General features: G+C 71.4%; 13 protein-coding genes. 5 read left to right on the top strand and 8 right to left on the bottom strand.

Annotated elements, in window-relative coordinates:
• Positions 1-15 precede the first annotated feature (15 nt).
• From ACIBQX_RS26865 to ACIBQX_RS26855, 3 genes are all read right to left on the bottom strand, one after another.
• Positions 16-1,764, bottom strand: a complete 1,749-nt coding sequence (locus ACIBQX_RS26865) for a proline--tRNA ligase (protein WP_397009110.1) — start codon at positions 1,762-1,764, stop codon at positions 16-18.
• Between the two features lie 70 nt (positions 1,765-1,834).
• Positions 1,835-2,482: a hypothetical protein gene (locus ACIBQX_RS26860; RefSeq protein ID WP_397009108.1), complete on the bottom strand. Its 648-nt coding sequence runs from the start codon at positions 2,480-2,482 to the stop codon at positions 1,835-1,837.
• A gap of 95 nt (positions 2,483-2,577) precedes the next feature.
• A complete protein-coding gene (locus tag ACIBQX_RS26855) occupies positions 2,578-3,024 on the bottom strand; it encodes a hypothetical protein (RefSeq protein WP_397009106.1) in 447 nt (148 codons plus the stop codon).
• Between the two features lie 101 nt (positions 3,025-3,125).
• Between ACIBQX_RS26855 and ACIBQX_RS26850 the strand changes: the two genes are divergently transcribed.
• From ACIBQX_RS26850 to ACIBQX_RS26830, 5 genes are all read left to right on the top strand, one after another.
• Positions 3,126-4,193 carry an LLM class flavin-dependent oxidoreductase gene (locus ACIBQX_RS26850; RefSeq protein ID WP_397009104.1) on the top strand — a complete coding sequence of 356 codons (1,068 nt, stop codon included), beginning with the start codon at positions 3,126-3,128 and terminating at the stop codon, positions 4,191-4,193.
• Positions 4,193-5,260 (top strand): hypothetical protein, encoded by a 1,068-nt coding sequence (locus ACIBQX_RS26845; RefSeq protein WP_397009102.1) that lies wholly within the window; start codon positions 4,193-4,195, stop codon positions 5,258-5,260. The genes ACIBQX_RS26850 and ACIBQX_RS26845 overlap by 1 nt, the downstream gene beginning before the upstream one ends.
• Before the next feature lie 60 nt (positions 5,261-5,320).
• Complete coding sequence (locus ACIBQX_RS26840; protein ID WP_397009100.1) at positions 5,321-6,961, top strand: AMP-binding protein; 1,641 nt, start codon at positions 5,321-5,323, stop codon at positions 6,959-6,961.
• Positions 6,962-7,169: 208 nt separating this feature from the next.
• The gene (locus tag ACIBQX_RS26835) at positions 7,170-8,477 is read left to right on the top strand and encodes an FAD-dependent oxidoreductase (protein ID WP_397009098.1); all 1,308 of its coding nucleotides are present in this window, start codon (positions 7,170-7,172) and stop codon (positions 8,475-8,477) included.
• A 16-nt stretch (positions 8,478-8,493) separates the two neighbouring features.
• Positions 8,494-9,651 carry a DUF6986 family protein gene (locus tag ACIBQX_RS26830; RefSeq protein WP_397009096.1) on the top strand — a complete coding sequence of 386 codons (1,158 nt, stop codon included), beginning with the start codon at positions 8,494-8,496 and terminating at the stop codon, positions 9,649-9,651.
• A 30-nt stretch (positions 9,652-9,681) separates the two neighbouring features.
• Here the strand turns inward: ACIBQX_RS26830 and ACIBQX_RS26825 are convergent, their stop codons facing one another.
• The 5 genes from ACIBQX_RS26825 to ACIBQX_RS26805 all read right to left on the bottom strand — a co-directional run bounded on the left by ACIBQX_RS26825 (position 9,682) and on the right by ACIBQX_RS26805 (position 14,052).
• Positions 9,682-10,362: a copper homeostasis protein CutC gene (locus ACIBQX_RS26825; protein WP_397009094.1), complete on the bottom strand. Its 681-nt coding sequence runs from the start codon at positions 10,360-10,362 to the stop codon at positions 9,682-9,684.
• Between the two features lie 107 nt (positions 10,363-10,469).
• Positions 10,470-11,072: a GNAT family N-acetyltransferase gene (locus tag ACIBQX_RS26820; protein WP_397009092.1), complete on the bottom strand. Its 603-nt coding sequence runs from the start codon at positions 11,070-11,072 to the stop codon at positions 10,470-10,472.
• Positions 11,073-11,285: 213 nt separating this feature from the next.
• The gene (locus tag ACIBQX_RS26815) at positions 11,286-12,008 is read right to left on the bottom strand and encodes a GntR family transcriptional regulator (protein WP_397009796.1); all 723 of its coding nucleotides are present in this window, start codon (positions 12,006-12,008) and stop codon (positions 11,286-11,288) included.
• Positions 12,009-12,456: 448 nt separating this feature from the next.
• Positions 12,457-12,870 carry a Zn-ribbon domain-containing OB-fold protein gene (locus ACIBQX_RS26810; protein WP_397009090.1) on the bottom strand — a complete coding sequence of 138 codons (414 nt, stop codon included), beginning with the start codon at positions 12,868-12,870 and terminating at the stop codon, positions 12,457-12,459.
• 27 nt (positions 12,871-12,897) lie between these two features.
• Positions 12,898-14,052, bottom strand: coding sequence for a thiolase C-terminal domain-containing protein (locus ACIBQX_RS26805; protein ID WP_397009088.1), 1,155 nt, complete (start codon positions 14,050-14,052; stop codon positions 12,898-12,900).
• Between the last annotated feature and the right edge of the window lie 68 nt (positions 14,053-14,120).

Here is a 14,120-nt window from a genome sequence, read left to right as displayed (position 1 = left end):
CCCTATGTGCGGGGATCAGGAGGCCGCGCAGGCGGCGACGACCCGGTCGACCGCCTCTGCCAGCGGAATCTCGCCCTTGTCCCCGGACACGCGGTCGCGCAGCTCCACCACGCCCTGGTCGAGCCCGCGGCCCACGACCAGGATGGTGGGCAGGCCGAGCAGCTCGGCGTCCTTGAACTTGACGCCCGGCGAGACCTGCCGCCGGTCGTCCACCAGGACGCGCAGCCCACGGGACTCCAGCTCGGCGGCCAGCTCCAGGGCGGCCTCCACCTGGCGGCCCTTGCCGGTGCCCACGATGTGGACGTCGGCGGGAGCGATCTCGCGCGGCCACACCAGGCCCAGCTCGTCGTGGGCCTGCTCGGCGATGACCGCCACGGCGCGGGAGACGCCCACGCCGTAGGAGCCCATCGTGATGCGGATCGGCTTGCCGTCGGGGCCCAGCGCGTCGAGGCCGGCGACGTCGGCGTACTTGCGGCCGAGCTGGAAGATGTGGCCGATCTCGATGCCGCGGTCGATGGACAGCTCCGCGCCGCAGCGCGGGCAGGCGTCACCGGCGCGCACCTCGGCGGCCTCGATGGTGCCGTCGGGCTCGAAGTCACGGCCGGCCACGACGTGCGCGGCGTGCTTGCCGGGCTCGTTGGCGCCCGTCACCCAGGAGGTGCCGGTGGCCACGCGGGGGTCGACGAGGTAGCGGATGCCGAGGTCTCGCAGCACCTGCGGGCCGATGTAGCCGCGCACGAGGCCGGGATGCTTGGCGAAGTCCTCGGCCTCGAAGATGGCGGGCTCGCCGGGGGCCAGCGCGGCCTCCAGGCGCTTGAAGTCGACCTCGCGGTCCCCCGGAACGCCGATGACCAGGGTCTCGACCTTCTTGGACCCGGGGGTGGCGACCTTGACGACGACGTTCTTCAGCGTGTCGGCGGCGGTGACGGACAGGCCGTGGTGCTCGTTGACGTAGGACACCAGCGAGTCGATCGTCGGGGTGCCGGGGGTGTCGAGGACCCGCTGCTCCGGCAGGCCGTCGAGCGCGCGGGCGGCGGGGGCGGGCGTGGTGACGGCCTCGGCGTTGGCGGCGTAGCCGCAGGAGCGGCAGGCCACGAACGTGTCCTCGCCGGTGGGTGTGGGGGCCAGGAACTCCTCCGAGGCCGAGCCGCCCATCGCGCCCGACGTGGCGAACACGATCTTGTAAGTGATGCCCAGCCGGTCGAACGTCTTGATGTAGGTCTCGCGGTGCGCCTCGTAGGAGCGCTTGAGGCCGTCGTCGTCGAGGTCGAAGGAGTAGGAGTCCTTCATCAGGAACTCGCGGCCACGCAGGATGCCCGCCCGGGGCCTCGCCTCGTCGCGGTACTTGGTCTGGATCTGGTAGAGCGTGACCGGATAGTCCTTGTAGGAGGAGTATTCGCCCTTGACCATGTCGGTGAAGAGCTCCTCGTGGGTGGGGCCGAGAAGGTAGTCGGCGCCCTTGCGGTCACGCAGCCGGAACAGCGTGTCGCCGTACTCGGTCCAGCGGCCGGTGGCCTCGTAGTACTCGCGGGGCAGCAGGGCGGGGAAGAGCACTTCCTGGCCGCCCATCCGGTTCATCTCCTCGCGGACGACGCGGGCGACGTTCTCCAGCACCATCTTGCCGAGGGGCAGCCACGAGTAGATGCCGGGCGCGACGCGGCGGACGTAGCCGGCGCGAACGAGGAGCTTGTGGCTCGGCACTTCCGCGTCTGCCGGGTCGTCCCGCAGGGTGCGAAGAAACAACGACGACATGCGCAGCAACACGGCTACTCCTTGCTCGGGCCTGATGTGAAGGATTACAGGCTATCGACTCGGAGACACCCTCGGCGCGTGCTTATCCGGCGACGGTGATCCAAGCGGCGAACAGCCCTGTCAGCAGCACGGTGCACGCCAGCGCCCTGATCCGGGCCCCAGCGCTCCCGCGCAGTGCGATCACCACGGCGACGGCCACCGCGCCGATCAGCAGGGCGGGCAGCGGCCAGAAGGACCGCTCGCCGCCGATGAAGCCGGGAGTGGCCCGGTCCACGACGTCGGCGAGCAGGGCCGCGCCGATGACGCCGGCCGCGTAGTCGCCCCACCGGTCGCTCCTGCGGGTGACGTAGGCCAGCAAGCCGATGCCGATCAGCAGCGCGAGCGTCCAGTTGAGCACGGCGACGCTGCCGCCGATCAGGTGGAAGCGGGAGGCGCCGCCGATGACGCCGCCGCCCACGGCCGCGGCCAGCGTGGCCACCGCGGCCAGGAACGTGGTCAGCAGCGCCCAGCCGAAGCCGGACGCGCTGGCCCCGACGGCCAGCGCCAGCGCCAGATAGGCGTACGGGTCGTAGACGTGGCCGAACCATCCGGGGCCCTTGCCCGCGGCGAGCACGCCGAGGAGACCGATGGCCAGCCCGCCGAGAGAAGCGGCCAGCACATGGCGCTCGATGCCTCGTTGCCGCCGATCGAACTCGGCGAGATCCACGTACTCCATTGTGCTCTTACCCATGTCCATCCCCAGGCCATCCGTGCCTAAAGACGACCGTTGTCAGGGTATGTGGCCGTACAAAAAAGGCAAATTTCGGGACAACCTTAGGGAAGGCGTCAGCCGCCGAGGAGTTCTTCCCAGGGGTGGCGGGCGGTGGTGCGGCGGGTGGTGTCGAGCGCCTCGGCCAGGCGCCAGAAGTGCGGCCGGGACCGCACTTCGGTCCGGCCCATCGGGTCGACGGCGCGCAACTCGAAGCGGACGCCCCTCACCTCCAGCACGGCGGAGACGTCGTCGGCGGTCACGACGCGACCGGTGGCGTGCGGGTGCCGGGCGAGCAGCGCCGCCACCTCGGAGGCGAAGGGGCCGTCGCGCCACTCGATGTGCCAGCTCTCGTCGGGCCCGGGCCACCAGGTCAGGTCGCGGCACGACTCGATGAACTCCGCCTTGGTCGCGAGCGCCGCCATCACCCGGCCGAACGCCTCGTAGCGGCAGGCACTGGCGAGCGAGTGATCGTCCGGGTTCGTCCCGTCCTTCGGCCGCCGTAGCGCGTGCTTTCGCCTCACGAGGATCCACTTTGATCGTGACAGCGCCCTTCCCGCAAGTGGTGGCTGCTGGTACGCTCAACCAAGCGAGCGCTTGGTTCACAGACTTCGGCGGAGGCGCGATGACGGCCCTACGGATCAGCCTGGGCTACGAACTGGAGGTACGCGGGCGCACCCGCGAGGTCGAACAGCGGGCGTTCCAGAACGTGATCGACCAGGTCGTGCTGGGCGATCGGCTGGGCTACGACACGGCCTGGTTCGTCGAGCACCACTTCACCCGCGGCTTCTCCCACTCCTCCGCGCCCGACCTGGTGCTCGCCGCCATCTCCCAGCGCACCGAGCGCATCCACCTGGGGCTCGGCGTGGTGCTGCTGCCGTTCCAGTCGCCCATCCGCACCGCCGAACGGGTCGCCACGCTGGACGTGCTCAGCGGCGGAAGAGTGGAGTTCGGGACCGGTCGGGGCGCCTCCCCGCTGGAGTACCAGGCCTTCCAGCGGCCCTTCGAGAAGTCACGGCAGATCTGGGAGGACTCCCTGGAGGCGACGCTGGCCATCTGGCGGGCCGACGGGGAGCCGGTCAGCCGCTCCAACGAGTTCTTCGAGATCCCGGACGTGGCGGTCTACCCGCGTCCCGCGCAACGGCCCCACCCTCCTGTCTGGGTGGCCTCCACCTCCCTGGAGGGCTACCTGGCCGCCGCCAGGCACGGCTACAACCTGCTCGGCATGACGATGCTCAAGGGCATCGACGAGGTGGCCGAGGACATCGCCCGCTACCGGGAGGCGCTGGCCGACAGCGGCTTCGACCCCGGCACCCGGCGGGTGGCGCTGATGATCCCCTGGTTCGTCGCCCCCACCCGCGAGCAGGCCAACGCGACGGCCGCCGACGCGGTCCTGTGGTACATCCGCCGCCAGGTCAACCTCGTCACCCCGCCGGACTACTACGACGCCCGGCACGCGACCCACCGGGTCCTCGGCCAGCTCGCGGCCGGGATGCCGCCCGAGGAGTCGATGGCCGTGCTGCGCGAGCACCTGATGGTCGTGGTGGACGACGCGGAGGGCTCGCGCAAGGCGCTGGCCCGCGTCGCAGAGGCCGGCGTCACCGACCTGATCCTCCAGGCGCAGGTGGGCGGGCTGGCGCACGACCAGGTGTGCGCGTCGATGACCCTGTTCATGGACGAGGTGATGCGTTGATGCCGGCCCGCTGGCTGACCCGCCACGATCTCGGCGCGACCGGCGGCTCCGCCTCCGGGCTCCTGCTCGTCGCACCGGATCTGTCCAGCGTCTTCCCGCTCGGCCCCGCCGACCGTACGGCCTGCGTACGGATGACAGGTGAGGCGCTGGCGGCCGTGGGGGTCGGCGCGGCCGATCGGGTGGTCGTGGCGCTGGCCGAGCCGGCCGGCTCGCTCTGGGCGTCGGCGGCGGCGGACGTGGCGGCGGCCGGCGCGTCGGTCGGGCCCCGGGGCCGGATGCGGCTGCACCACGCGCTGACCACGCTGAGGGCCACCACGCTCGTCGCCACGCCCACCGGGGTCATGGACTTCCTGGCCAGGCTGCATCTGGAGTTCCTCCTCGACCCGCTCGACCTGGGGCTGGGGCACATCGTGCTGACCGGCGAGATCGCCTCCAAGCGGACGATGCGTCACCTGGCCGGCGAGTTCGGGGCGGCGGTGTCGGAGGCGTACTCCAGTCCGTTCAGCGGCGGCGCGCTGGCGTGGCGGACCTCGGAGGAGGACCCGCTGACGCCCGTCGCGGACGGCGTGCTCGGGCTGGCGGCGCTGGACAAGGACGAGCCGTACGTGGGCACCGGCCCCGCCGAGCTGGTGATCACGGCCGCCGGGCACTCCACGCTGGGCGACGCCGTGCTGCGGACCGGGCAGGTGGCGGCTGACCCGAGCGCCTCCGGCGGGCTGCCCGCCCCTGAGCACACCGTGGGTGAGCACGTGCTGGTGCGAGGCGTGTGGGTCTCGCTGCCCCGCCTGGAGAAGGCGCTGTCCAAGATCGACGGGGTGTCCGGGTGGGAGCTGACGATCAGCCGGGCGGGCACGCTCGACTCGGCGGTGCTCACGGTGACGTTCGGCCGGCAGAGCCTGGTCGCGAACCCGATGTGGCAGTCCCGGATCCGGGAGGCGCTGCGGGCGCTGACACCCGTCGCGATCGGCGTGGACATCGCGCCCGAGGCGGCCGAGGTGGCCCGGCCCGGCCTGGTGAACGATCTACGCGGCCAGCACCTCGGCCGCGACCGGGCGCTGCTCACCTGAGCCCCCCGGTGTGACCCGATCGGAGGCGTGACGGTGCAACCCACGGGATCGACAGGATCGGTGACATCCGAGGCATCGGCGGTGCCGGAAGCGGCGGAGGTGGCGACGGCGGCGGGAACGATGCCGGCTTGGGGGACGCTGCCGCGCATGCTGCGTGACCAGGCCGCACGCCATCCCCGCAGCATCGTGATCGTCGACGGGGACACCCCGATGACCATGGCCGAGCTGCGCGCGGCGGCGGCGGTCACCGCGCGCGGGCTGATCGCGCTCGGGGTGCGGCCGGGTGACCGGGTGGCTCTGTGGGGGGTGAACGATCCCTCCTGGGCGGTGCACGCCTTCGCCGTCTGGGACGCGGGCGCGGTGCTCGTGCCGCTCTCCCCCCGGTACAAGGGGATCGAGGCCGCCGCGCTGATCCGGAAGACCGGGGCGCGGATCCTGATCACCGGCGACGGCCCCGACCGCACGCCCCTGGCCGGCCTCCTGCCACCGCTGCCGGGCCTGCGGCACCTGGTCGTGCCCGATCGGGAGCAGCGGGCGGAGCCGCTCACGCGCCTCCCGTGTACAGGCCACTCGGAGCTGCGGGCGCGGGGGGCGGAGGTCGAGGAGCGGGTCGGCGAGGAGCGGGCGCTCGCCGTACGGCCCGATGAGCTGTGCGAGATCATGTCCACCTCCGGCACCACCGGCACGCCCAAGGGGGTGATGCTGGATCACGCGCAGGTGCTGCGCGGCTACTGGGACTGGTCGGAGATCGTCACGCTGGACGAGCACGACCGCTATCCGGTGATCGCGCCGTTCAGCCACGGGTTCGGGCTGAACGCGGGGCTGGTCGCCTGCGTGCTGCGGCGGGCGGCGATGATGCCGATCCGGGTGTTCGCGCCGGGCGCGCTGATGTCGCTGATCTCCGAGGGGCGGGCGAGCGTCCTGGCCGGGCCGCCGACGCTCTTCCACCGGCTGCTGGACGAGCTGGACAAGGGCGACTGGGACGTGTCGTCGCTGCGGGTGGCCATCTGCGGCGCCGCCGCCGTCCCTCCCGCGCTGATCACCCGGCTGGTGGAGCGGGTCGGGCTGACGCGCATGATCAACGCGTACGGCCTGATGGAGGGCACGGTCGTCTCCATGACCAGGGCCGGTGACCCGGTCGAGGTGATCGCGTCCACCACCGGCCGGCCGGTGCCGGGCATCGAGGTGCGCATCGTGGACGACTGCGGCCTGGAGGTGGCCCCCGGGGAGCGTGGGGAGATCCTGCAGCGGGGGTACGGGGTGATGCGCGGTTACTGGGACGATCCGGACCGGACCGCCGAGGCCGTGGACAAGGACGGCTGGCTCCACACCGGAGACATCGGCACTCTCGATAAATCCGGAAATTTGGTGATTGTCGACCGGAAGAAAGAGCTCTATATCGTCAACGGGTTCAACGTCTCACCCGCTGAGGTGGAGTCGCTGCTGTTGCTCGAAGGCTCGCTCGCCCAGGCCGCCGTGGTCGGCGTGCCCGATCCGGTCTCCGGCGAGGCGGGCGTCGCCTACGTGGTGACCAGGCCGGGGATCACCACCGATCCGGAGGCGCTGCGTGCCTGGGCACGGGCCAACATGTCCGGTTACAAGGTGCCCAAGCGGATCGTCGTGGTGGACGCGCTCCCGACGAACGTCAACGGCAAGATCGACAAACCCGCGCTGCGCGAACGGCTCGCCCGGCAGACCTAGGCGTCCTTGAGTGCCCGGCGGGTCTGGAGGAGTATCGGTACAGAGCCGGGCCACGATAACCGGATATGTCGGAAAAACCAGAAAAATCTAGAAAAAAGGATGATCGGGCGGCATTCGGTGAAAATCCGTGTGGGCGTTCGGGGATAGATCGATCACGCCGACCCGTTGCACCTGGTGAAGTGGACAACGACCGGCATAGGGAGACGACGTGACGTTGCGCGTGGCGGTCATCGGGTCCGGACCCGCTGGGATCTACACGGCCGAAGCCCTGGTGAAACAGTCGGCCGGGCCCGTCGAAGTGGACGTCCTCGAACGGCTGCCGACCCCGTACGGGCTGGTCAGATACGGCGTGGCGCCCGACCACACGTCGATCAAGTCCATCGCCGGCTACCTGCGCCGGGTCCTGGAGCTGCCCGAGGTGCGCTTCCTCGGCGGCGTGACGCTGGGCGAGCACCTGTCGGTCGAGGACCTGCTGCGCTGTTACGACGCCGTCGTCTACGCCACCGGCGCGATGGTCGACAGGAAGCTCGGCATCCCGGGCGAGGACCTGCCGGGCAGCGTCGCCGCAACCGACTTCGTCAACTGGTACTGCGGTCACCCGGACGTGGACCCGTCGAGGTTCACGCTGGACAGCCCGGAGGTGGCCGTGATCGGCGTCGGCAACGTCGCCGTCGACGTGGTCCGCGTGCTGGCCAAGACCGCCGAGGAGCTGAGCTCCACCGACGTGCCGCACGACGTGCTCGAACGCCTGGCGGACAGCCAGGTCAAGGCCATCCACATGATCGGCCGGCGCGGCCCCGAGCACGCCAAGTTCACCCTCAAGGAGCTGCGCGAGCTCGGCGACCTGACCAACGCCGACGTCTGCGTGCGCCCGGAGGAGGCCGTGGTGCTGGGCGCCGACTTCCCCCGGCAGATCCGGGGCAACATCGAGGTGCTGCGCTCCTGGTCCGACCGCGAGCCCGTCGGCCGGCCACGCCGGCTGGACGTGCGCTTCTGGCTGCGCCCGGTGGAGATCCTGGGCGCCGAACGGGTGGAGGGGCTCAAGCTCGAACGCACCCGGCTGTCGGAGGAGGGCCGGGTGGTGGGCACCGGCGAGTTCGAGACCCTGCCCGTCGGCATGGTGCTGCGCTCGGTCGGCTACCAGAGCGTCCCGCTGCCGGGCGTGCCGTTCTCGCGGGAGACGATGACCGTGCCGAACGAGGCCGGCCGGGTGCGGGAGCGCGAATACGTCGCGGGCTGGCTCAAACGTGGCCCCACGGGCGTGATCGGCACCAACAAGTCCGACGCCGCCGAGACGGTCCGCACCCTCCTGTCCGACCTGTCGGGCCCTTCCGGCGCGGGGCGTCCGAGCGCGTCCGTCGACGCGCTGCTGGCCGAGCGGGGCGTGCACCCGGTGACGTACGCGGAGTGGCAGGCCATCGAGGCCGCGGAGGCCGAGCTCGCCAGGACGCTGGGCCGCGGCGAGCGGGTCAAGCTCGTCGGCCTGGAGGCCATGCTGCGAGCCTGCCGCCCCTGATCCGCGAAGGGAACCCATGCGCGTCACCACGAGTCACCACGTCGACGGCTTCGAGGCGGTCCACGCGACCCAGCGGGCCCGCTACCCCGAGACGGGCCCCGCTTGGCAGCCGGTGCACACCGTCTACGTGCCGGCCGACCGGTTCGGCGCGGGCACGGTCGCCGCGTGGGGTGACGAGGCGCTGGCCCTGGCCAAGGCCCACCTGTCCGGGCCGGGCGAGCTCGCCGAGGTCTTCGGGCTGCCCGCCGTCCTGGCGACCGCCGTCCACGACAGGGTCCTGCGCAAGCTCGCCACCGAGCCGGTCGAGGACCTGCGGGTGGACTTCGAGGACGGGTACGGCGTGCGGCCGGACGAGGAGGACGGCCACGTCGAGCGGGCGGTCGAGGCGCTGGCCGGGATGCGCGAGTCGGGGACGCTGCCGCGCCGATGGGGGCTGCGGGTGAAGTCGTTCGCCGACGGCGACCCGGCGCGCTCCCTGCGGACCCTGGACGGGTTCGTCACCGGGCTGGTGGAGCGGGCCGGTGAGTTGCCCGCCGGATTCACCGTCACGTTCCCCAAGGTCATCATGGAGTCCTATTTGACCCAGTTCGCGGCATTTCTACAGCGACTGGAGGAAGGGCTCGGGCTGGGGCGAAGGCTGCGGTTCGAGATCCAGGTGGAGGCGCCGCAGACGGTGCTGTTCCTGCGCGGGGACCTGGCCGAGACGCTCGGCGGACGGCTGGCCGCCGCCCACTTCGGGGTGTTCGACTACACCGCGGCGATCGGGCTGCCGCCGCACGAGCAGCGGCTCGACCATCCCGCCTGCGACCACGCCAGGCACGTGATGCGGACGGCGTTCGCGGGCACCGGGGTCGAGCTGTCCGACGGCTCGCTCGCCGCCTCCCCCGCCTCCGGCTCGGCCGAGGACGTACGTGCCCTGTGGCGGCGGCACGCCGAGCTGGTCAGGCACTCGCTCGCGCACGGCTTCCACCAGGGCTGGGACATGCACCCCTCGCACCTGGTGAGCCGCTTCGCCACCGTCTACGCCTTCCATCTGGCGCGCTACGACTCCTACCGGGACCGGGTGCGCGCCTGGGAGGAGCGCCGGGCGGCCGGGGGCGGCGTGCTGGACGAGCCCGCGACGATCAGAACCCTCGCGGCGGCCCTCCACAGAGCGGACTCGGCCCTCGGCTGACCTTTCGTCTCGCGTACGGCCGGCGTACGGTCAGTCGCGTTCGATCAGGGCGCGCCAGCGGCGGACGAGGCGGGAGTCGACCGGCTCCGACCAGCCGGGCCGGACGGCGGAGCCGACGTGGAAGGCGCGGACGCCGTAGTCGAGCAGATCCGGCACGTGGTCGGGCTTGAGGCCGCCGCCCGCCAGGATGATGGAGCCGTCGCCCGCGTCCGTACGGCCCTTCAGGATCGCCAGGCCGTCGGCGACGCCCTTGGGCGAGCCGGAGGTGAGGACGGTCGCCAGGTTGGGCAGCAGGCGCACGGCCCGCCAGGACGCCTGCACGTCGGCCGCGTGGTCGACAGCGCGGTGGAACGTCCACGGCAGCGGCGACACGCCGTGGATGAGCGCCTCGGTGGCGGCCAGGTCCACCGCTCCGGCCTCGTCGAGGAAGCCGAACACGAACCCGGCCGCCCCCGCCTGTGCCAGCGCCCTGGCGTCTCGCCGCAGCCGGTCCAGCTCGTCGGCGTCGGCGGTGAACCCGGCGTGGCCGCGCAACATCACCATCTGCGGCAGCGGGCACTCCGCGGCGATCGCCGCGACCGTCTCCGGCGCCGGGGTCAGCCCGTCGGCCGCCATGTCGGCGACGACCTCCAGGCGGTCGGCGCCGCCCTGTTCCGCGGCGACGGCGTCGCGCACGTTCAGCGCGATCACCTCAAGGAGGGATCCGGTCATGCAGCAGAGGTTATATGGCCTTCTGCACCTTTTCGCCCGAGACGGCGAAGAAGATCCGCCGAGCAGGCCACGATCCGGGCCCGGAACCCGGAGGCGCAGGGACCGGATCAGGCACTGATCAGCTCCGCGAAGGTGAGATCACGGAACTCCGTGATCGCCACGTCCCTCGCCGGGCGCTGGAAGAGCGCGCCGGAGGCCCGGTGGGGCAGGTCGACCGTCCGCAGGTGGCGGAACCCCCGGCTGCGGTAGTAGCCCTGCAGGCGGGGGTTGCCCTTGGCGCAGTCGAGCCGCAGCCACGGCAGCCCGGCGTCGTAGGCGGTGCGGCCCGCCCAGTCCAGCAGAGCGTCTCCCAGCCCGACGCCCGACCAGGAACGCCCCACGGCCAGCTTGTGGACGTACAGGGCCGCGTGGGGGGCGTCGTCCAGGGTCCAGAACTCCGCGTCCGCGTGGCGGTCGAGGGCGATCGTGGCGACCGGAGGGGCCGGCTCGCCGGGGCTGAAGTAGCGGAGCTCGTCCTCCAGGAGGTACAGCACCCGCTCCTCGATGAGGGGCTCGATGCGCTCGGGGCCGAAGCCGTCGCGGGGCCACTGGCGGACGCCCCGCGAATACAGCCACTCGGCGGTGTCGGACAGGAGGGTGAGGACGCCCGCGAGGTCGTCGGGCTCGGCCCTTCGGAGTGTCAGCGGTCTGAGCAGGGTGTTGGCGTGCATGGTTCACCTTTCGTCGCTCTGTGCGTTGAGTTGGATACGGTGAGTGATGGCATCATGGGACGCGAACCCAATAAGGCAAATAGCCCGATAAATGCAAATAGTCCGATATATGCGGATAAATCGCCGTTAGGGGAGCGTGCACGACTCCCCGCGCCCAGCGAGAGTGCAAGCTCGCTGTGCCGCGGCGGGCGGATCACCCCCAACCGAGCTCGGTCAGCGGCGGTCGAGCTCGTATCTGATCAGATGTTTGTCGGCAGGCAGCACCGACACCGCAACGCGCACCGGCATGTCATCCACGTCGTATCCGACTCGGACATAAACCACAACCGGTGTACCAAGCTCCAACTGGAGCCGCTCGGCCTCTTCCTGATTGGGCATCCGCGCCCAGATGTCGTCCACCACGCGGACCTGCCCGTGCCCCAGCTCCTCCAGCACCCGGTTGGCGCCGCGCTCGATGTCGCCGGGACGCGCGATCTCGGAATCGGCCACCAGGTCCCGGGGGAAATAGGAGTCGTTGGTGTTGTACGGCTGGCCGTCCACGAACCTCAGGCGGCGCCGCACCACCGCGAGCTGCCCGTCGGCCAGCTCCAGCCTGCTGGCGATCTCCTCGACCGGAGAGACGGTCAGCACCTCGATGTACTGGCTGGGGGCGCGGCCCTCCTGCGTGACGGCGAACGCGAAGGCCTCCCGCAGCTCCCCGGTGGGTTGCGGTTCCAGCTCCCGCTGGGGATACATGAGCAGCGGCCGGCGGTCCCTGACCACCGTGCCGCGTCGCGGAGTGCGTGTGACAAGCCCCTCATTCACCAGCTCACCGAGGGCCAACCTGACGGTGTTCCTGCTCACCCCATGGTCTTCCATGAGTTGCGCCTCAGTCGGCAGCTGCGCTCCGGGGCCGAGTACGCCGGAGTAGATGGCCCTTCGTAGCTCCGAAGCCACCTGCTGATACAGCACCGACCTTGCCACTTTCACCCCTTTTGTTCCAACAATTTAGACGATCTGGTTCTAGCAGGCCATCACCCCTTGACCGGACGGCATAGTCGGCCGCATCATCCATTCGTTGGTACAAATCCATCGAAAGGCCGGTGAGGGGGTGAGGGCCGGTGGCGCCGGACCGCGTGGGTACGCCGTACCTGCCCTGGGACAGCCCCTGCGAAGCAACACGTTTACTGCGTTACGCGGTGCGTCGCACGGGATTCGTCCACATCAACCAAGCCCGCCGACCCGGGAGTCCGCACGAGAGGCCCACTCCCCCACCATCTCCGTGTGCGACCACGCGACCTAGGACTCCATCCCTCGCCGGAGTCCTGGTGTCGCCGCACACGGGGGAAGCGCGTCCTGGCGGGTCCCCCACGCCCGCCAGGGCGCGCGTTCCTGCCGGCCCTGCTCACCGCGCGGCCGGCCGCCAGTCCAGCAGCACCAGTCCGTCGCTCAGCGGCGTGTAGACCCCCCGCACGGCCTGCCCACCCTGGGGCTCCCGGTCACCGCGCCAGTTGCCGTGGACCAAGCAGCGCGGCACGGCCGCGAGCCGCACCATCACCACGACGTACGGTTCCGCGCCCCCTGGAGTGCCCCCCGGAGTGAAGGCCTGATGGTTGACGATCCAGCTCTCCACCGTGCCCACCGGCTCGATCGCCTCCCAGTGCGCGCCCTCGCGGTGGCAGGCGGGACAGAAGGCCCTGGGCGGGAAGCGGGGCGTGTCGCAGGAGTCGCAGCGCTGGACGGCGAACTCGCGCCGGGCCAGGCGCCCCCACCATTCCGCCGAGTCCCGGTCCGGCACCGGAGGGGGTCTCTCACGCACGGCTGGCCTTTCTGCCGGAGGGCGCGCTCAGCCTCGGGTGAGGATGAGGGCGGAGGTGGCGGGCAGGATGTAGCCGGGCTGGGCGGTGGACAGGGCCACCTCGGCGCCGGGCACCTGGCGGTCGGCCGCGTCGCCCCGGAGCTGGGACACGGCCTCGGCGATGTGGTTGATGCCGTGGACGTACCCCTCGGACAGGAAGCCACCGTGGGTGTTGACCGGGAGGCGGCCGTCGGAGACCGCGTACGGGCCGCCCTCGCCCTTGGCGCAGAAGCCGTAGTCCTCCAGCTGGACGAGCACGGAGTAGGTGAAGCAGTCGTAGAGCTCCGCCACGTCGATGTCCGAGGGCCCCAGCCCCGCCTGGGCGTACAGGCGCGGGGCGAGGCCGGCGGCGGCGGAGGTGGTCGGGTCGGCGGCGCCGCCCGAGAGGTGGGAGGCGCCGCCGCCCCACGCGGCGGCCGAGATGAGCACCGGCGGGCGGCGCAGTCCACGGGCACGCTCGGCCGTGGTGATGACCAGGGCGCAGGCGCCGTCGGTTTCCAGGCAGCAGTCAAGGAGCCTGAACGGTTCGGCGATCCACCGGGCGGCCAGATAGTCGTCGAGGGTGATGGGGGTGCGCATGAGGGCGCGCGGGTTCTTGGCGGCCGACGCGCGCTGGGTGACGGCAATGTGCCCGAAATGCTCGGCTTTAGTGCCATATTTCAGCATGTGGGCTCGGGCGTACATCGCGTACTGCTGCGGCGGCGCGAAGTAGCCGTACGGGGCCTGGAACTGGACCTCCGGGCTGACCGGCAGCCCCCGGCCGGTGCCGCCCATGCGGAACTCCGAGCGGGCGTTGATGGCCCGGTAGCAGACCACGGTCTCGGCCAGTCCCGCCGCCACCGCGAGCGCCGCCTGGCCGACCACCGCGTGCGAGACGCTGCCGCCGCCGAACTGGTCCAGGTGCCAGGCGGGATCGTGCACGCCGAGTGCGGGGCCGACCACCGAGGGGGCGGCGGAGTCCCCCACCCGGTGGGTGGCCAGGCCGTCCACGTCCCCGGGGCCGAGCCCGGCGTCGTCGAGCGCGGCCATGATCGCGCGGCAGGCCAGGGTGAGCGTGCTGACGCCGGAGTCCTTGGTGAAGGCCGTGTATCCCACTCCGGCCACGGCCGTGCGATCCCGGAATTCAAGCAAGCGCTTGGCCACACCGTCACGCTAGGCGGAGAATTCAGACCATGTCAACGCGTACGCCATTCCGCTTGACAGCCCTTCGG

Origin of the sequence: Nonomuraea sp. NPDC049714, from assembly GCF_044465295.1 — a bacterium.
In the GTDB taxonomy this organism is placed as follows: Bacteria; Actinomycetota; Actinomycetes; order Streptosporangiales; family Streptosporangiaceae; genus Nonomuraea.
The sequence above is the reverse complement of the archived record's forward strand: the minus strand, read 5'-3'. Positions and strand labels throughout refer to the sequence as shown.

Coding starts and splice junctions, on each gene's coding strand:
- ACIBQX_RS26830 (WP_397009096.1), top strand. CDS start 8,494: ATGCGCGTCACCACGAGTCACCACGTCGACGGCTTCGAGGCGGTCCAC.
- ACIBQX_RS26860 (WP_397009108.1), bottom strand. CDS start 2,482: ATGGGTAAGAGCACAATGGAGTACGTGGATCTCGCCGAGTTCGATCGG.
- ACIBQX_RS26850 (WP_397009104.1), top strand. CDS start 3,126: ATGACGGCCCTACGGATCAGCCTGGGCTACGAACTGGAGGTACGCGGG.
- ACIBQX_RS26820 (WP_397009092.1), bottom strand. CDS start 11,072: ATGCACGCCAACACCCTGCTCAGACCGCTGACACTCCGAAGGGCCGAG.
- ACIBQX_RS26845 (WP_397009102.1), top strand. CDS start 4,193: ATGCCGGCCCGCTGGCTGACCCGCCACGATCTCGGCGCGACCGGCGGC.
- ACIBQX_RS26825 (WP_397009094.1), bottom strand. CDS start 10,362: ATGACCGGATCCCTCCTTGAGGTGATCGCGCTGAACGTGCGCGACGCC.